At 74.6% G+C, this 15,965-nt stretch carries 19 protein-coding genes; 8 read left to right on the top strand and 11 right to left on the bottom strand.

The window, feature by feature from the left end; translation table 11 throughout:
• The first annotated feature begins 127 nt into the window (after positions 1-127).
• The 3 genes from OOK41_RS02880 to OOK41_RS02890 all read left to right on the top strand — a co-directional run bounded on the left by OOK41_RS02880 (position 128) and on the right by OOK41_RS02890 (position 2,268).
• Positions 128-781, top strand: a complete 654-nt coding sequence (locus tag OOK41_RS02880) for a molybdenum cofactor guanylyltransferase (protein ID WP_243639502.1) — start codon at positions 128-130, stop codon at positions 779-781.
• Complete coding sequence (locus OOK41_RS02885) at positions 778-1,032, top strand: DUF6457 domain-containing protein (protein ID WP_128763561.1); 255 nt, start codon at positions 778-780, stop codon at positions 1,030-1,032. The genes OOK41_RS02880 and OOK41_RS02885 overlap by 4 nt, the downstream gene beginning before the upstream one ends.
• Before the next feature lie 138 nt (positions 1,033-1,170).
• Positions 1,171-2,268: a hypothetical protein gene (locus OOK41_RS02890; RefSeq protein WP_117668188.1), complete on the top strand. Its 1,098-nt coding sequence runs from the start codon at positions 1,171-1,173 to the stop codon at positions 2,266-2,268.
• Positions 2,269-2,365: 97 nt separating this feature from the next.
• Here OOK41_RS02890 and OOK41_RS02895 read toward each other — a convergent pair whose 3' ends face one another.
• Entirely contained in the window at positions 2,366-4,267 is a 1,902-nt protein-coding gene (locus OOK41_RS02895) for a beta-propeller domain-containing protein (RefSeq protein WP_266262874.1), read from the bottom strand.
• A 76-nt stretch (positions 4,268-4,343) separates the two neighbouring features.
• Positions 4,344-4,799, bottom strand: a complete 456-nt coding sequence (locus OOK41_RS02900; protein ID WP_117668190.1) for an Lrp/AsnC family transcriptional regulator — start codon at positions 4,797-4,799, stop codon at positions 4,344-4,346.
• A 59-nt stretch (positions 4,800-4,858) separates the two neighbouring features.
• On the opposite strand from OOK41_RS02900, the gene ddaH reads away from it, so the two are divergent.
• On the top strand, positions 4,859-5,692 hold the full coding sequence (gene ddaH / locus OOK41_RS02905; protein ID WP_207892705.1) for a dimethylargininase: 834 nt from the start codon (positions 4,859-4,861) through the stop codon (positions 5,690-5,692).
• 132 nt (positions 5,693-5,824) lie between these two features.
• Here the strand turns inward: ddaH and OOK41_RS02910 are convergent, their stop codons facing one another.
• The gene (locus OOK41_RS02910) at positions 5,825-7,027 is read right to left on the bottom strand and encodes an ABC transporter substrate-binding protein (protein ID WP_117668192.1); all 1,203 of its coding nucleotides are present in this window, start codon (positions 7,025-7,027) and stop codon (positions 5,825-5,827) included.
• Between the two features lie 78 nt (positions 7,028-7,105).
• On the bottom strand, positions 7,106-7,903 hold the full coding sequence (locus OOK41_RS02915) for a S9 family peptidase (RefSeq protein WP_266262875.1): 798 nt from the start codon (positions 7,901-7,903) through the stop codon (positions 7,106-7,108).
• 74 nt (positions 7,904-7,977) lie between these two features.
• Between OOK41_RS02915 and OOK41_RS02920 the strand changes: the two genes are divergently transcribed.
• Entirely contained in the window at positions 7,978-8,580 is a 603-nt protein-coding gene (locus tag OOK41_RS02920; protein WP_117668287.1) for a bacterial proteasome activator family protein, read from the top strand.
• Positions 8,581-8,616: 36 nt separating this feature from the next.
• Here OOK41_RS02920 and OOK41_RS02925 read toward each other — a convergent pair whose 3' ends face one another.
• The 3 genes from OOK41_RS02925 to OOK41_RS02935 form a co-directional block, all read right to left on the bottom strand.
• Positions 8,617-9,429 carry an HAD family hydrolase gene (locus OOK41_RS02925; RefSeq protein ID WP_266262876.1) on the bottom strand — a complete coding sequence of 271 codons (813 nt, stop codon included), beginning with the start codon at positions 9,427-9,429 and terminating at the stop codon, positions 8,617-8,619.
• Positions 9,429-10,250, bottom strand: coding sequence for an HAD family hydrolase (locus OOK41_RS02930; RefSeq protein WP_117668195.1), 822 nt, complete (start codon positions 10,248-10,250; stop codon positions 9,429-9,431). The genes OOK41_RS02925 and OOK41_RS02930 overlap by 1 nt, the downstream gene beginning before the upstream one ends.
• A 229-nt stretch (positions 10,251-10,479) precedes the next feature.
• Positions 10,480-11,250, bottom strand: coding sequence for a hypothetical protein (locus tag OOK41_RS02935; RefSeq protein WP_266262877.1), 771 nt, complete (start codon positions 11,248-11,250; stop codon positions 10,480-10,482).
• A 208-nt stretch (positions 11,251-11,458) separates the two neighbouring features.
• Between OOK41_RS02935 and OOK41_RS02940 the strand changes: the two genes are divergently transcribed.
• From OOK41_RS02940 to OOK41_RS02950, 3 genes are all read left to right on the top strand, one after another.
• Positions 11,459-11,890: an OsmC family protein gene (locus OOK41_RS02940; protein ID WP_266262878.1), complete on the top strand. Its 432-nt coding sequence runs from the start codon at positions 11,459-11,461 to the stop codon at positions 11,888-11,890.
• 115 nt (positions 11,891-12,005) lie between these two features.
• Positions 12,006-12,353: a metallopeptidase family protein gene (locus OOK41_RS02945; RefSeq protein ID WP_266267716.1), complete on the top strand. Its 348-nt coding sequence runs from the start codon at positions 12,006-12,008 to the stop codon at positions 12,351-12,353.
• Between the two features lie 124 nt (positions 12,354-12,477).
• A complete protein-coding gene (locus tag OOK41_RS02950; RefSeq protein WP_117668198.1) occupies positions 12,478-13,200 on the top strand; it encodes an AIM24 family protein in 723 nt (240 codons plus the stop codon).
• A 52-nt stretch (positions 13,201-13,252) separates the two neighbouring features.
• Here the strand turns inward: OOK41_RS02950 and pheA are convergent, their stop codons facing one another.
• The 4 genes from pheA to OOK41_RS02970 all read right to left on the bottom strand — a co-directional run bounded on the left by pheA (position 13,253) and on the right by OOK41_RS02970 (position 15,806).
• On the bottom strand, positions 13,253-14,209 hold the full coding sequence (gene pheA, locus OOK41_RS02955; protein WP_117668199.1) for a prephenate dehydratase: 957 nt from the start codon (positions 14,207-14,209) through the stop codon (positions 13,253-13,255).
• Positions 14,210-14,219: 10 nt separating this feature from the next.
• Positions 14,220-14,720, bottom strand: coding sequence for a hypothetical protein (locus tag OOK41_RS02960; RefSeq protein WP_266267717.1), 501 nt, complete (start codon positions 14,718-14,720; stop codon positions 14,220-14,222).
• Between the two features lie 150 nt (positions 14,721-14,870).
• Positions 14,871-15,254: an ACT domain-containing protein gene (locus tag OOK41_RS02965; protein WP_266262879.1), complete on the bottom strand. Its 384-nt coding sequence runs from the start codon at positions 15,252-15,254 to the stop codon at positions 14,871-14,873.
• Between the two features lie 93 nt (positions 15,255-15,347).
• Positions 15,348-15,806 carry a PAS domain-containing protein gene (locus OOK41_RS02970; protein WP_117668201.1) on the bottom strand — a complete coding sequence of 153 codons (459 nt, stop codon included), beginning with the start codon at positions 15,804-15,806 and terminating at the stop codon, positions 15,348-15,350.
• Positions 15,807-15,965: the final 159 nt, after the last annotated feature.

Below are 15,965 nucleotides of genomic sequence, written 5' to 3' on the forward strand. Positions count from 1 at the left end.
GAAGCGCTGCGGACCGGCTCGGCCACGGGCGCCACGAGGCTTCGGACGGAGCGTTCCTGAGTCGTCACCCTATGAAGGAATTAACAAGATTTACAGACCCGTCCGGAGGAGTCCGCACCCGCCCTGGCTGTCGACTCCGCGACATGCGCCTCCGGGCGCGGGCGGGCGGTACGGTGACCGCGTGGCGGGCTGGGCGGCGGTCGTGTTGGCGGGTGGATCGGCGCGCCGGATGGGTGGCGTGGACAAGCCAGCCCGGCTGGTCGGCGGCCGGCCGATGCGCGACCGGGTGCTGGCCGCCGTGGCCGACGCCGACGTCCGGGTCCTGGTCGGCCCGGCCGGCCCGGTGCCGCCGGGGGTCCGGCTGACCCGGGAGAGCCCGCCGGGCGGTGGTCCGGTCGCCGCCACGGCCGCGGGCCTGTCCCTGCTGCCCGCCGGTACGCCGACCGTCGCCCTGCTCGCCGCCGATCTGCCGCTGCTCACCCGGGCGGCGGTGCGGGTGCTGCGCGACCAGCTCGCCGACCCGACGGTGGACGGCGCGTGCCTCGCCGACCCCGACGGCCGGCGGCAGCCGCTGTGCGGGGTGTGGCGGGTCGCGCCGCTGCGGGCCGCCCTCGACCGGCTCGCCGCCGCCCGGGGCGGGACGCTCGACGGCGCGGCCGTGCGGGCGCTGCTCGCCGGCCTGGTCGTGCGCGACCTGCCCTGGTCGGGGACGGGCCCGCCGCCCTGGTTCGACTGCGACACTGACGAGGACGTACGCCGGGCGGAGGAGTGGACGCGATGACGGTGCTGGACGACTGGGTCACGGCGGCCTGCGCGGAGCTGGGCCTCGATCCGGACCAGGTGCCCGTGCCGGTCGTGCTCGACCTGGCGAAGGACGTCGCCCACCAGGTGCTGCGCCCGGGCGCGCCGGTCAGCGCGTACCTGCTCGGCCTGGCCGTGGGGCGCGGGGCCGACCCGGCCGCGACGGCCGGCCGGCTGAGCGCGCTCGCCGGCACCTGGCCGGTGGAGCTGGGCGACCAGCCTCCCGCCTGAGCCTTCCCGGCCCGCTCCCCGCCCACCATCGGGCGTGGCCGCTGTCCGGCGTCGGCCACGGCCGGTGTCCGATCCTGGTCGGCCTGATTCGCCCCCGGCCCGTCCTGGGTAGGGTGACCGTGACGGACGGAGGCGATCATGACGGTAGGCCACCCCTCGGCCGGAGAACCGCCCGGCGGCACGCCCGAGCAGCACGAGTCGATCCTGCTCGACGAGCCGACCACGGCTGACCTGCGGGCGAAGGTGACCGAGGCATGGCGTGAGTTCGCCCGGGCCCTGGCCGAACGGCTGCGCGAGCTGCCCGTCGGGACGCACGTCGAGCTGACCCTCGACCCCACCGCCTCCGGCACCGGGGACGCCGTCTACTCGATCAGCGCGGACCTCACCGCCGAGGGCCGGCTCTCGGCGCGGGCCGTCGGCAACGCGACCCTCCCACAGGGCTACCGGCTGGACCGGTCCGCCGTCGCCGACATGGTCGCGCTCGGCTGGTCCCCACCCGGGGTGGTCCCGGGCTCCGGCGAGCACTTCGGCCTGGAGGGCGACACCGCGGAGGCGACCCGGCTTGCCGCGCTGCTCTCCCGTACCCTGCGGGACGTCTACGGCGCGCCGCACCCGGCGTTCCTGGTCTACCTGGTGCACGACGCCGGGGGCGAGCCCGTGCCGGTGGACCCGCTGGGCACCGCGCGTAGCGAGTTCGGCCCGGACCAGGACGTCGAGGCCGACCTGGACGAGGCGTTGGCCGCCGCCAGCGCTCAGGCGGCCGAGGGTGACGTGCTGGACCTGGCGGAGCGGGTCCGCACCGTCGTCTCCACCATGCTCAAGTCCAACTCCGACCAGTTGCAGGTCGACTCGGACGGGGACATCAACATCCGGGCCGGTTCGGCGATGGTCTTCGTCCGGGTCCGCGACAACCCGCCCCTGGTCGACGTCTTCTCGCCGGTGCTCACCGAGGTCGAGCCGACCGAGCGGCTCTACGTGAAGCTCTCCGAGCTGACCAACCGGATGCCGATCGGGCGGCTCTACTGCGCCGACGACACGGTGTGGGCGTCCATCCCGGTCTTCGGCCGCAACTTCCAGGCCACCCACCTGATGCTCGCCGTGCAGGTGATGACCGGTCTCGCCGACGAACTGGACGACCGGCTGCACGGCGAGTTCGGCGGGAAGCGCTTCTTCGGCGAGGGCGACAAGCCCGGCCGGCGGGAGCAGGACGAGCACCGCACCGGCATGTACCTCTGACGGCGGGCGGGCCGCCGCAACCGAGGATGAGGTCAGGGGCGGGTGGGACCCGGGCGGCCCAGGTGCCGGGCCCCACCCGTCGGTGCGGGGAGGCGGCTCAGGTCGCCGGCAGCCAGGCCAGTGTGGTGCCGCCGGACGGTTCGCTGGCCCGCAGGCCGGCGTGGGAGACGGTCCAGAGGGTGCTGCCGACCAGCACCGACCGGGCGACCGGGGCGCGGCCCGGGTGGGCGATCGCGCCGGCCCGCGTGACGGTCCCGTCGGTGACCCGCAGCAGCAGTACGGAGCCGTCGTGGACGGGGAGCGCCACCAGGCCGGTCCGGGGGTCGTAGAGGAAGGCGTGCGGGTCGAACTCCGCCGCCGCGCCGGCCCTCGGCAGGTGGTACTGGGCCAGCCGGGTGGGCCGGGCCGGGTCGGCCACGTCGAACAGGGAGACCTGGAGGCCCTGCACCCGTCCGTTGGTGTCGGCCTCCTGCCCCACTCCGATCAGCCGCCCCTCGCCGGCCGGGTGCAGGTACGCCGAGTACCCGGTGATCTTCAGCTCGCCGGTGACCCGGGGGGCCGCCGGGTCGGTCAGGTCGAGCGAGTAGAGCGGGTCGGTGCGTCGGAAGGTCACCACGTACCCGGTGGGGCCGAGGTAGCGCACCGAGTGGATCCGCTCGCCCCGGCCGAGCCCGCTGACCGCCCCGATGCGGGTCAGGGTGCCGTCCCGGCGGGTCAGCACGTACACGGCGGACTCGGTCGCCGGCCGCGCCCCGCGCTCGTCGCCGCTGGTGGTGGCCACCCGCAGGTGGCCCTGCCACTCCGACAGGGCGTACTGGTTGATCAGCGTGCCCGGCACCGCGCCGCTGGCCAGGTAGCGGGGCCGGCCCGGGGCGCCGGTGTCGAAATGGTGGATCACGGTGGTCGGGTCGCCGGACCCGAGCCAGCCCCGCGGCCGGAGTTGGCCCGGCCGCTGCCGCTGTCCGGCGAGGTAGAGGCTGCCGGCGGTGCCGTAGACGGTGTCCGCGTCGCCGGCCACGCTCACCGGGTCCCCGTCCCCGAGCCGGCCCGCGGCCAGGTCGAAGCTCAGCACGGTGAGCACGACGGTGCCGGTGCTGTCGGCCGTCGCGCTCAGCCGGTCGCAGCCGACCTGGCCGTCGCCGCTTCGGCCACCCTCGGTCCAGTCGTACGTCGGTAGCCAGGCGTCCAGGCCGGCGCGGGCGATGACCGCCCGGTTCGCCGCCAGCCGCTGCGCGTCGGTGGCGTCCTCGCCGAGGACGGGGAAGTCCAGCCGGGGCTGCGAGCGGACCACCACCCGGGCCGTCGGGCCGGTGAGCCGAGCGTCGAGCAGGCTCCCGTCGACCCGGTACGTCCCGGTCAGCGTGGGCCGCCCGGCCAGGTCCACCAGGAGCAGCCGGGGCCCGGCCGGCATGTCGGCCGGAGGCGCGGTGGCCGGGCGCCGGACACCCGGCAGGCCGGGGGTCGGGCGGACCGCCGCCGACCGCGCGAGGACCAGCGCCCGGTCCCCGTGCAGCAGCAGGCTGTCCGGCGACCAGCCGAACCGGCCGCCGCCGGTCAGGTCGAGTTGCCCGGTGGCCCGCCGGGTCGCCGGGTCCACCACCCGCAGCACGCCCCCGGTGACCGTGACGATCCGCCGGCCGTCGGTCTTCACCAGGTCCGGCTCGTCGGCGCCCGGCTCGTGGTTGTTGGTGCCGGAGTGTTCCGCCGCCGCGCCGGCCGCCCGCGCGCCGTCCGCCGTCTTGGGCACCATCGCCGGCTCGGCGAGCCCGCCCGGCGCCATGCCGCTGCGCCAGCCGGGCTGGAAGCCCCACGGCCCGACCGAGGCGGAGGCCGCGGCGCGCAGGCGGGTCAGCGCCTCGGCGCAGGTGTCGAAGGAGACCAGCCGGAGCGGGCCCGGCGACGGTTCCGGTTCGCGGTGTGGGAGGGCGGCGGCGCTCCCGGCCAGCAGGGCCAGCGCGACCAGCGTGCCGGCCGCGGCGGTGAGGTGTCCCCGAGTCATGCCCGCTTCGACGCCGCATGTCCGGCTCCGGTTCCCGGCCCCGTCGTGGGTTAGCCACCCTGAAGGCCCCGGGCCGCTACGCGGAGGGCCCGACGCCGGGGGACTCGACCAGGCGGGACAGCACGATGGTGCTCCGGGTCGAGGTGACGAAGGACTCGGCGCGCAGCCGCTCCAGGGCCTCCTCCAGGTGGCCGATGTCCGCGGCGCGCAGGTGCACCAGCGCGTCCGCCTCCCCGGAGACGGTGTACGCGCCGACCACCTCGGGGTGTCGGCGGACGGCCACGCCGATCTGGGCGGGGGTGGTCCGCCCGGCGCAGAACAGCTCGACGAACGCCTCCGTCGTCCAGCCGACGGCGGCCGGGTCGACGACGGCCGTGAACCCCCTGATCACCCCGGCGGCCCGCATCCGGTCGACCCGGCGCTTGACGGCGGGGGCGGATAGTGACACCCGGGTGCCGATGTCGGCGTACGACGCGCGGGCGTCTGCCACCAGTAACGCAATGATTCGCTGGTCCACGGCGTCTATCTGCAACGTTCCGCCTTCGGGAAGCAATGGTTGTGGCTGTTACCAAAGTTGTACGGTACCTACTCTTGGTCACCGTGAACCAGCAGCGAGTCCCGCGAAAGCGGACATACCTCTTGTGCTCGCCCGAGCGCTTCGCCGTCGAGTACGCGATCAACCCGTGGATGGACGTCACCACCCCCGTCGACGTGGAACTGGCGGTCAAGCAGTGGGGCCGCCTGCGGGAGACCCTGGTCGCCCTCGGCCACGAGGTGCACCTGCTCACTCCCGAGCCCGGCCTGCCCGACATGGTGTTCGCCGCCAACGGCGCGTTCGTGGTCGACGGGACGGTGTACGGCGCCCGGTTCAAGCACGAGCAGCGGGCCGCCGAGGCCGCCCTGCACCGGGCCTTCTACGAGTCCCAGGGCTGGCGGTTCATCGCCCCCGGCGAGACCAACGAGGGTGAGGGCGACTTCGCGTACCTGCCGGACGCGTACGGCGGGCTGATCCTCGCCGGCCACGGCTTCCGCACCGAGCTGCCCGCGCACGCCGAGGCGCAGGAGGCACTCGGCCGTCCGGTGGTGTCGCTGCACCTGGTCGACCCGCGCTTCTACCACCTGGACGTGGCGCTGGCCTCGATCGACGACGGCAACATCGCCTACTACCCGGGCGCCTTCTCGGCAGCCAGCCAGAAGGTCCTCGCCCAGCTCTTCCCGGACGCGGTGCTCGCCGACGACGCCGACACCCTGGCCTTCGGGCTGAACCTGGTCAGCGACGGCGCGAACGTCGTGCTCAACGGGGACGCGACCCGGCTCGCCGGCCGGCTCAAGGCCGCCGGCTACACGCCGGTTCCGGTCGAGCTGTCCGAGCTGAAGAAGGGTGGCGGCAGCGTGAAGTGCTGCGTCGCCGAGCTGCGCCACTGACCGCGGCGGCGCCCGACGGCCGCAGCACCGCACGGGCGTTACCGACGACCCGGGCCGGTCTCACCTGGGGGAGACCGGCCCGTCACGCGTGCGCCGCGCCGCTCGCCACCTGTCGGCGGCGGCGCGGCCCGCTCAGCCGAGCGTGGCCAGCTCGTTGATCAGCACGTTGGACAGCAGCCGGCCGTCCCGTTGGACCTTGCGCAGGTACCACTTCTGCTGCGGGGTACGCGGCTGGTTGAACTGCCACGCCCCACGCGGGCTGTCGATCTGGCCGATCTTGCCCAGCGCCAGGTTGACCTGCTGCGAGGTCGGGTTCGGCCCGGCCTGCCGGATCGCCTTGTCCAGCACCTGCGCCGCGTCGTACGAGGCCATCGCGTAGGTGGTGGGCGACGCGCCGTGCGTCTTGCGGTACGCCGAGGCGAAGGTGCGGTTCGCGGTGTTGTTGAGGTCGGCGGAGTAGTTCAGCGCGGTCACGATGTTGCGCGACTCCACCTCCTGCACCTCGCTGAGCACCGTGCCCTCGGTGAGGAAGCCGGGGGCGTAGATCGGGCCGGTGTACCCCTCCCGGTGGAGCTGCTTGATGAACTGCACGGCAGACGGTCCGGCGAAGTGGCAGAAGACCGCGTCCGGGTCGCGGCCCAGCGCCCGGCGGATGTCGGCGGCGTACGTGGTGCTCCCCGGGGTGCTGGTGGGGTCGGTCCAGATCACCGGGTCGGAGATCCGCGGGTCCGCCGACCCGGCCGTGCTGAACTGGGCCTGGAGGCCCTGGATCACGTCCCGGGAGCCCAGGTTGTCCGGTGCGATCAGGGCGACCCGGCTGCCGGCGGGCAGCCGCTGCGCCATGTACGGACCGAGCGCCCGGCCCGGCTCGTCCAGCACGTACGAGGTGCGCCAGATGTAGACGACGCTCTGCAGGCTCTTCGGGGAGGCGTTGGAACCGATCAGCGGGACCCGGGCCTTCTCCACGGTGTCCCGGATGCCGGCCATGACCGTCGAGTTGACCACCCCGGTCAGCGCCAGCGCACCCTGCTTGAGCAGGTTGTCAACGGCCGCATTTCCGGTCTTGGCGCTGTCGCCCTCGTCGGCGGTCAGCAGGGTCACCGGATGGCCGCCGAGTAGCTGGTCGTGCAGGGTGAGGTAGAGCTGGAAGCCGTTGACGACCTCGTCGCCGATGGCCTTGAGGCCGCCGGACTGTGGCGCGATGAGGCCGATCTTGACGGGGGCGCCGGTGGGGGCCGAGGAGTCCTCGTCCTCCGTGGCGCAGGCGGCGGTGAGGCCGGTGGTACCGAGAGCGGCCAACAGTTGGAGCGCCCGCCTACGGTTCATCTGGGACACCGAGTTCCTTCCGGGAGCTGAGCAGGGCCGATACCGCCCCCTCGGCGTTCTACCCCCTCCGCGACGCTGCGTCAATGATCAGTAATCAACCTGCAAGGAACGCAGCGCACGGGCCACTTCCGGCCAGGCGGGCGACTCCGGATCGATGAGCCCGAAATGCTCGCATTCGGAAAGCTCGATCAGTCGGACCCGGCCTCCCGCCGCCCGCGCGGCGGCGACGTAGGACCGGCTCATCGCCACCGGCACCTGCTGATCCAGCGCGCCGTGCACGACTACGGTCGGTGTCGGTGGTGGTACCCGAACCGCCGGGTCGGCGTCCGCGTACCGCTCGGGGCGCTCCGCCGGGCCGCCGCCGAGCAGCGCCGCCACCGCGCCCGAGTCCAGGTCCAGCCGGTACGCCTCGGCGAGGTCGGCCACCGGCGCCAGCGCCAGCACCCCGGCCACCGTGTGCGGGGCGGACGCGGCGGCGTGCAGCGCGAGGTGGCCGCCGGCCGAGTGGCCGACCAGCAGCGGCGGACCGGGGCTCAGCCGCTCGCCCAGCACCGGCCCGGCCAGCCCCGGCAGCGCCGCCACCCCGGCCAGCACGTCGGTCAGGGTGCCCGGCCAGCCGCCCCCCGGCTGCCCGGTCCGCCGGTACTCCAGCTGGGCCACGGGGTGACCGAGCCCGGCCAGGGCCGCCGCCAGCGGACCGGTGTGGGCCCGGTCGTACTCCGCCCGCCAGAAGCCGCCGTGCACCACGACGACCAGCGGCCGGGGCGGGCCGTTCCCCGCCGGGCGGCGCAGGTCGGCGACCTGGTCCGGATGTCCGCCGTAGGCGACGGTGGCGTCCGGGGCGGGGGCGGGGCGGTCGAGCACGGCACGGGGGTCGGCGGGCATGCCGGCGACGGTAGCGCGGAAACCGCCGGCCGGGATCGGTCCCGGCGAGCGTGCCCCCCGTCGGCTGGGTGAAGATGGGACGCATGACCGAAGCGCACTCCACTGAACAGAACGACGAGCCGGATCACGAGGGCGCCGGGGGCGCCGGCACGGTGGTGGTGGTCGGCCCGGACGGCCGGCCGGTCGGCACCGTGCAGACCGACGAGGCCGCCGGGGAGGACCCGACGCGACTGGTGGAGCAGCCGGCCAAGGTGATGCGGATCGGCAGCATGATCAAGCAGCTGTTGGAGGAGGTCAAGGCCGCCCCCCTCGACGACGCGAGCCGGCACCGGATGCGGGAGATCCACGAGCGCTCGATCGTCGAGTTGAAGGAGGGCCTGGCCCCCGAGCTGCGCGAGGAGCTGGAGCGGATCTCGCTGCCCTTCGCCGAGGACAAGGCGCCCAGCGAGGGCGAGCTGCGGATCGCCCATGCCCAGCTCGTCGGCTGGCTGGAAGGGCTCTTCCACGGCATCCAGGCGGCCCTGGTGGCCCAGCAGATGGCCGCCCGGGTGCAGTTGGAGCAGATGCGCTCCGGCCGGCAGGCGCTGCCCAGCGGCCCGGCCGGGCTGGTGCCGGGCATGCCGGGCATGGGCCAGCCGCAGGGCGGCGAGGGGCACAGCACCGGCCAGTACCTCTGACCGCCGCGCGCCGGGCCGTCCGCGGCCCGGCGCGGCTCACCCCACCCCGAACACCTTCTCCAGGTACGCGGCCACGCCGTCCTCCGAGTTCGCCGAGGTGACCTCGTCGGCGATCTCCAGGACGGCGGGGTGCGCGTTGGCGACCGCCACCCCCCGGCCCGCCCAGGTCAGCATCGGCACGTCGTTGGGCATGTCGCCGAAGGCCAGCACGTCCCGCTGGTCGATGCCCGAGCGGGCGCAGTACCAGGCCAGGCCGGCGGCCTTGGTCACCCCGGCCGCCGAGACCTCCACCAGCCCGGTGTACGACGAGTGGGTCGCCTCGGCCAGCCCGCGCAGCGCCCCGGCGACCACCTGGACGAACACGTCCGGGTCCTGCTCACCGGCCCGGGCCAGCAGCTTCACCGCCGGCACCGAGTGCAGCTCCTCGGGCGAGGTGACCGCCCGGATCGCCTCGGCGTCGGCGTCCCAGCGCAGCGGGTAACCCGCCTCGTGCCGCATCTCGCGGCTGTCGACGATCTCCACGGCGAAGCTCACCCCGGGCACCTCGGCGCGCAGCCGGCGGGCCACCTCGGCGAGCAAGTCCGGGGCGAGCGGGTCGGCCCGGAGCACCTCGTCGGTCACCGGGTCGTACACCACGGCGCCGTTGGCGCAGATCGCCGGCAGCGGCTCGGCGAGCTGCTCGTACACCAGGGAGAGCCAGCGGATCGGACGGCCGGTGACCAGCACGACCGGCGTGCCCCGCGCGGACATCCGGGCCAGCACGTCCCGGGTACGCGGGCTGATCGCGCGGTCGTCGCCGAGCAGCGTGCCGTCGATGTCGGTGGCGACCAGCCGAGGTGTCTCTCCCATCACCGGGAGAGTAGTCGGTCCAGGTAGACCGCGACTCCGTCGTCGTCGTTGCGCAGGGTCACCTCGTCGGCCGCGGTGCGGACCGTCGGGTGGGCGTTGGAGACGGCCACCCGGGCCCACCCGGCCCACGCGAACATCGGCAGGTCGTTGGGCATGTCGCCGAAGACCAGCACCTCGGCCGGGTCCACCCCGAGCCGCTGCGCCACCACGGTCAGCCCGGACGCCTTGTCCACCCCGGGCGGGCAGATCTCGATGAAGCCGAGCCCGGCCTGGGTCAGCGAGGCGACCTCCGCCGGGACGATCCGGCGGGCGGCCTCCAGCAGCGTGTCCACGTGGTGGTCGGCGGTCCGGGCGAACGCCTTGATCACGTCGCCGGAGAGGCACTCGTCCCGGGTCCGGGCCTCGAACCGGTCCGGGTACGGCCAGCTCGGGTGGTAGTCGCCCCAGAGCGGGGCGTCGTGCTCGTCGGACGCCTCGACCATCACCGTGAGCGGGCCGACCGCGGTCTCCAGGTCGGCGACCAGTCGGGCCAGCACCTCGCCGGGAAGCCGCTCGTCGCGCAGCACCAGCGGGCCGGCCGGGTCGCTCTGGTCGACCACCCGGCCCCCGCCGGCCATCACCAGGAAGTCGGCGGCGCGGATGTCGTTGCGGGTCAGCTCGGTCAGTCGTGGCCCGCGGCCGGTCGCGCCGACCACGGGGATGCCGGCGGCCCGCACCCGGTCGAGCACCTCGTGCGTGTACGCGGAGACCGTCTCGTCGCTGCGGACCAGGGTTCCGTCGAGGTCGGTGGCGACCAGCTTGGGCAGTCCCGGGCGGGTCATCGTTCCTCCTTCGCCCGCCGCCGTCGCGCCGGCCCGTTCGTTGGGTCGTCGGTGCCTCGACCGGGAGTGACGGCGGGCAGCAACCGTACCTCGCCGAGCAGGTCGCAGCCATTGCTTCCCGACGAACCGGCCGGCAACGACGGGCGGCCACCCGGTGTCCGACCAGCCGGCCGTGAGCGGCGTGGTGCAGCCGTGCCGGGCGGGGCTGGCGGGGGCGCTGGGACGGCCGTCAGGCGGGTGGTTCGGGGCGGGCGAACGGCACCGTGGGTTGGACGGTGAGGTCCGCCGGCGCGGCCGGCAGGTCGGCGTCGCGGCCCGACCGGGGCGGGCCGCCCCGCCAGCCCCAGTGGCCCGGCTCCGGCTCGGCCCCCGGGTCCGCCGGCCCGGCCCCGTCGACCGGGGCGCTCTCCCGGCCGGTCGGGCCCGGGACCGGCACCCGGCCGGCGAGGTGCAGCGCCGCCGCCAGCAGCGCGCAGGCCACGAAGGCCATCACCAGGCCCCGGCCGTACTCGATCCGGAAGCCGTCCTCGGGGGAGTAGAAGAAGGTGCGCTGACCGGAGTCGTCGAGCGAGAACGCCGTGGCGACCAGGACGCCGAGCAGGGCCGCCGCCAGGGCGAGGCCGGCCACCCGCGCGTTGTGCCGTACGGCGGGTGTGCCCCGCAGGGCCAGGGCCACCGCCGCGGCCAGCGCGAAGAGTCCCACCAGGTAACCCACCCCGAACCCGCCGACGTCGGACACCCCGCCCGGCACCCGCAGCGTGGCGTTGCCCTCGGGGCCGCCGTTGGGCACGGTCATCACCAGCCACTCACCGACCAGGGAGGCGAAGGCCGCCGCCACGCCGAGGCCGGCCGGCAGCAGCGGCAGCCGCCGGTCCCGCCCCAGCCCCGCCAGCGACCGGCCGGCCCGCCCGGGAGGCGTGGGTTCGGGCCCACCCCACTCCACGACGGCGACGCCGTCGGACCGGGTGTCCTGCCGGGGGATGGGGAGATCCTGGGACATCGGCCACCTCTCCGCCGTTCGCGGGCCAGAGCCGAATCATGACACAGCCGACACCGCGCGCCCGGGAACCGGATCCGCCCGGTCCCGTGGCGGGACGACCGGCGGTCGGTGCCACGCCGAGGCCCGCCAGGGCGCGGGGTCGCCCGGGACCGGGTCCGATCGGACGCAGTCGCTCGCCCGCCGCCCGGCTTTCGGTTAGCGTCGGTGCATGCCTATCCGTACCGCATCCGCACGTTGGCAGGGCGATCTCACCGAGGGTTCCGGCACGGTCCGCACCGGCAAGGGCGGTCTCCAGGGGAACTACTCCTTCAAGTCGCGCTTCGAGGAGGGCGAGGGGACCAACCCCGAGGAGCTGATCGGCGCCGCCCACGCCTCCTGCTTCTCGATGGCCCTCTCCAAGCAGCTCGCCGACGCCGGCGTCACCGGCACCTCGGTGGAGACCACCGCCAAGGTGCACTTCGACAAGACCGACGCGGGGATGACCGTCACCCGGATCGACCTGGAGACGGTCGGCCAGGCGCCGGGCCTCGACGAGGCCCAGTTCACCAAGCTGGCCGAGACCGCCAAGGAGAACTGCCCCATCTCGCGACTGCTCTCCCCGGGGGCCCAGATCAGCCTCACCGCCCGCCTCGCCTCCTGACCCCGGCGCACCGCGCCCGCCCGGACGCGAAGGTCCGACCCGATGGGGCCTCCGCGCCCGGGCCGGATCTTGGGTTCGGCGGGCGGGGCGGCTCGGGAAGAATGGGGGCGTGGCGGTGGAGATGAGTCGGGAGCGCTTCGAGGAGCTGGTTGGCGACGCCCTCGACGAGGTGCCCGAGGAACTGCTCGGGCTGATGAGCAACGTGGTGATCCTGGTCGAGGACGACTCGCCCCCGGGCGACGGTGACCTGCTCGGCCTCTACGAGGGGCACGCGCTCACCGACCGGGGCTGGGACTACTCCGGCGTCCTGCCGGACCGGATCCTCATCTACCGCCGGCCCATCCTGCGGATCTGCGACAGCGAGGAGGACGTCGTCGACGAGGTGGCGGTGACCGTGGTGCACGAGATCGCCCACCACTTCGGCATCGACGACGACCGGCTGCACGACCTCGGCTGGGGCTGAGACGCGCCTGCACCGGGTCGAACGTCACCCGGCTGGCCCATCGCCTGGCGGTCCCGCCCGGCCGCCGCCCGTTGCGCCGGCCACCTACCCTCCGGGCAGGCACCCCGAATCAGGAGGCACTTCCATGCGCAGCGCGCTGTTCTCTGCAGAGAACCTGGAGAAGGAGTCCGCCCAGCCCGGCATGCGGCTGCAGAACTCCAAGATGTTGAAGATCGAGCTCAACGGCGAGGCGATGGCCCGGGTCGGGTCGATGGTCGCCTACCAGGGGCAGGTGCAGTTCCAGGCGCTCGGCTCCGGCGGCCTGGGCAAGTTCCTCAAGCAGAAGCTCACCGGCGAGGGCGTCCCGCTGATGAAGCTCAGCGGCCGGGGTGACGTCTTCCTCGCCGAGCTGGCCAAGGACGTGCACATCATCGACCTGGAGCCGGGCGACTCCCTGTCCATCAACGGCTCCAGCGTGCTGGCCTTCGACTCCACCCTCCAGTACGACATCCGGATGGTGGGCGGTGCCGGGATGGCCTCCTCGTCCGGCCTGTTCAACTGTGTCTTCACCGGCCACGGCCGGATCGCGATCACCACGAAGGGCACCCCGGTGGTGCTCAACGTCGACGCCCCGACGTACGTCGACCCGCAGGCCGCCGTCTGCTGGTCGGCCAACCTCCAGACCGGCTACCACCGGGCCGAGCAGTTCGGCCTGGGCTCGCTGCTGGGTCGCACCACCGGCGAGGCGTTCACGATGAGCTTCGCCGGGCAGGGCTTCGTGGTGGTGCAGCCCTCCGAGGAGCCGCCGGTCGCCGGCAGCGGCGCCCAGGAGCAGCAGGGCGGCCTGCTCGGCGGCCTGCTGAGCTGACCGGGGGCGGGAGGTCCGGGGCGGGGTGTCCGGGCAACCGGCTGCCCCGGTCTCAGCTCAGTTCGCCGGCGCGCAGCCGGGCCAGCCAGGCCGCCGCGTCGGCGTAGTCGGCGTCCGAGAGGCCGGCCGGCGCGGGGACCGGCCGCTCGCCCGCCCCGTCGACCCAGCGGTGCCGGGGGTACGACCCGAGGAAGCGGACGTCCGCGCAGACCCGGCGCAGCCCCCGCAACGCCTCCCCGAGCCGGACGTCGGCCACGTGACCGGTGCAGTCGAGGAAGAAGACGTACCGGCCCAGCGCCTCGCCGGTCGGGCGGGACTCGATCCGGGTCAGGTTGACCCCGCGCACCGCCAGTTCCATCAGCACCGACAGCAGGGCGCCCACCCGGTCGTGGGCGATGTAGACGGCCAACGACGTCACGTCGTCCCCGGTGGGGGGCGGCGGCGGGCCGGGGCGGGACAGCAGGGCGAACCGGGTCACCGCGTCGGCGTGGTCGGCGATCTTGTCGGCCAGCACGGCGAGCCGGTGCCGGACGGCCCCGATCGGGGCGCAGATCGCCGCGTCGTACTCGCCACCCGCAGCGCCGGCCGCGGCGGCCCCGTTGGAGAGCACGTCGACCACGACGGCGTCCGGCAGGTACGTGCGCAGCCACCCCCGGCACTGGGTGGACGCCTGTGGGTGGGCGGCCACCGACCGCACCGAGGCCAGGGACGTCCCCTGGCGGGCGCCGAGCACGAACTCGACCGGCAGGATCACCTCCCGCGTGATCACCAGGGGCTCGCCCTCGGCCAGCTCGTCCAGGGTCACCCCGACCGCGCCGCCGATCGAGTTCTCCAGCGGCACCAGGGCCGCGTCGGCGTCCCCCGCCCGGACGCTCTCCAGCGCCTCACCGACGCTGCGGGCGGGCGTGCGGGTGCCGCGTTCGGCGGCGGGCACGGTGCGCAGCGCCTGCTCGGCGAAGGTGCCCTCGGGGCCGAGGTAGACGAAGCGGGTGGGCGGTGTTCCGGGCATGTCGCCCAGCCTACGCACCCGGTACGCCCCCCGGGACGGCGTCGCAGGCGAGTGTCCGGATGCCGGTCGGCCCGGCCACCCGTACCTCGATGGTGCAGACGTCGGTGCCGGCGGTGACCAGCTCCAGCGCGCCCGACCGGTTCCGGGTGACCACCTGGAGCTCCTCGTGCCCGGTCACCCGGAGCACGGTGTACTGCCACTCCCCGGCGCAGAGCGGGCCGGTGCGCACCCGCACCCCGACCGACCGGGGCAGCACGTCGGCCGAGCCCCGCAGCAGCGTGATCACCCGGTCCCCGGACGGGCCCTCGCGGCAGGTGGTGGCGACCAGGTCGGAGCCGGCGGTGGGCGACGGGACAGCCGGCGGCGGGGAGACCGGGGCCGGTGGGACGGTCGGGGTGGCGGTCGCGGTCGGGCCGGCGGAGGTGGTCGGCACCGGGACCGGTCGGCGCAGCTCCGGCGGCGTGCCGCAGCCGGCGGACGCGAGGGCGAGGGACGCGACGGCGAGCAGCACGGCCGGGCGGGGCGGCCGGCGGGCTGCGGCGCGGTGCGGTGCGGTGGGCGGCACGAGCCGATCCTTGCATCGGAGGACGTCGTGACGGCCGGGTGGCCGAGCCCATCGTAGGAGCCACCGACGCCCCGGTGAAGGCCGGCAAACGGATCCTCAGTCGAGGATGCGGTGGCCGGCCCGGCGCAACGTGGCGGTCGCCTCGTCCAGCCGAACGGCCGGGACCAGCACGTGGTCCGTGTCATAGGTGGAGAACGCCACCACGTTGACCCGCGCCTCGGCCAGCGGGGCGACCAGCGCGGTCAGGGTGCCGGTCACCGGCTGGCCGAGGGGACCGACGATCCGCAGACACCGCCAGTCGGTCTCGACCTCGGCCGGGGCGCGGGACGCGGGGCAGATGACCGAGACCCCGTCGGCGGACCAGCTCACGCTGACCACCTCGCCGTCGCCCAGGTCGCTCCAGAGGGCGGGCCGCAGGGCGGAACCGGCGGCCAGCCGGCACACTGCGTACTCCCCCGGCAGCAGAACGACATCGAGCATGAGGGCACCCTACGGCCTGGAGGCGGGCCCGACCCAGCGCCAAAGGGTGCGGCGAGCGCCACATTCGCGCAGTTCAGGCCGGAGATGGGCGGATCAGATCTCGGAGAAGAACGTGAGAGAGCCGGCCACCTTGCCGTGGGTCAGCACCGGCGTGGAGATGGCGTCCACCGTGGCGTCCGACCGGCCCGCCGCCGAGGCCTGGACCCGGAGCAGCCCCCGGGCGAGGCGCCCGGAGTGCACGGCGAGCAGCGGTGGGATCTTGTCGGTCTCCTGCTCGGTCAGCTCGCCCCGGTTGGCGGTGAAGTCGAGCAGGCGCAGGCACCCGTCGAGCAGCGGGAGGCCGATCACATCCTCGGGGCGGCCCAGGCAGAGCAACTCGCAGCCGGCCGTGGAGACCGCGACGACGCGGGTGTCGGCATCGATCAGCAGGCAGGGCTCGGAGGCGTGGGACACGGTGGCGGACCACTGGCCGAAATTGTCGGACTCCTGCTCCAGCGGCGTCCCGGCGACGGGCACAAACGCTTCCGAGAGCGAGAGTTCGACGTGGGCCACCGCGCCTCCTATGTACACCGACGGTCTGTCCACGCTAACCGGTCGTCGCGGGACCGCCGACCGCGCTTTAGCCACCGGGCCGCTGGTGATCAGTTGTTCCGACTCGGGCGGCCGACGACGGCGCGGCCGGTGCTCCGGGTGGTGACCGGACCGCGTGGC

The organism is Micromonospora sp. NBC_01655 (genome assembly GCF_026339755.1).
Taxonomy (GTDB): domain Bacteria; phylum Actinomycetota; class Actinomycetes; order Mycobacteriales; family Micromonosporaceae; genus Micromonospora.

Coding starts and splice junctions, on each gene's coding strand:
- OOK41_RS02885 (WP_128763561.1), top strand. CDS start 778: ATGACGGTGCTGGACGACTGGGTCACGGCGGCCTGCGCGGAGCTGGGC.
- OOK41_RS02890 (WP_117668188.1), top strand. CDS start 1,171: ATGACGGTAGGCCACCCCTCGGCCGGAGAACCGCCCGGCGGCACGCCC.
- OOK41_RS02895 (WP_266262874.1), bottom strand. CDS start 4,267: ATGACTCGGGGACACCTCACCGCCGCGGCCGGCACGCTGGTCGCGCTG.
- OOK41_RS02915 (WP_266262875.1), bottom strand. CDS start 7,903: ATGCCCGCCGACCCCCGTGCCGTGCTCGACCGCCCCGCCCCCGCCCCG.
- OOK41_RS02920 (WP_117668287.1), top strand. CDS start 7,978: ATGGGACGCATGACCGAAGCGCACTCCACTGAACAGAACGACGAGCCG.
- OOK41_RS02925 (WP_266262876.1), bottom strand. CDS start 9,429: ATGGGAGAGACACCTCGGCTGGTCGCCACCGACATCGACGGCACGCTG.
- OOK41_RS02930 (WP_117668195.1), bottom strand. CDS start 10,250: ATGACCCGCCCGGGACTGCCCAAGCTGGTCGCCACCGACCTCGACGGA.
- OOK41_RS02935 (WP_266262877.1), bottom strand. CDS start 11,250: ATGTCCCAGGATCTCCCCATCCCCCGGCAGGACACCCGGTCCGACGGC.
- OOK41_RS02940 (WP_266262878.1), top strand. CDS start 11,459: ATGCCTATCCGTACCGCATCCGCACGTTGGCAGGGCGATCTCACCGAG.
- OOK41_RS02950 (WP_117668198.1), top strand. CDS start 12,478: ATGCGCAGCGCGCTGTTCTCTGCAGAGAACCTGGAGAAGGAGTCCGCC.
- pheA (WP_117668199.1), bottom strand. CDS start 14,209: ATGCCCGGAACACCGCCCACCCGCTTCGTCTACCTCGGCCCCGAGGGC.
- OOK41_RS02965 (WP_266262879.1), bottom strand. CDS start 15,254: ATGCTCGATGTCGTTCTGCTGCCGGGGGAGTACGCAGTGTGCCGGCTG.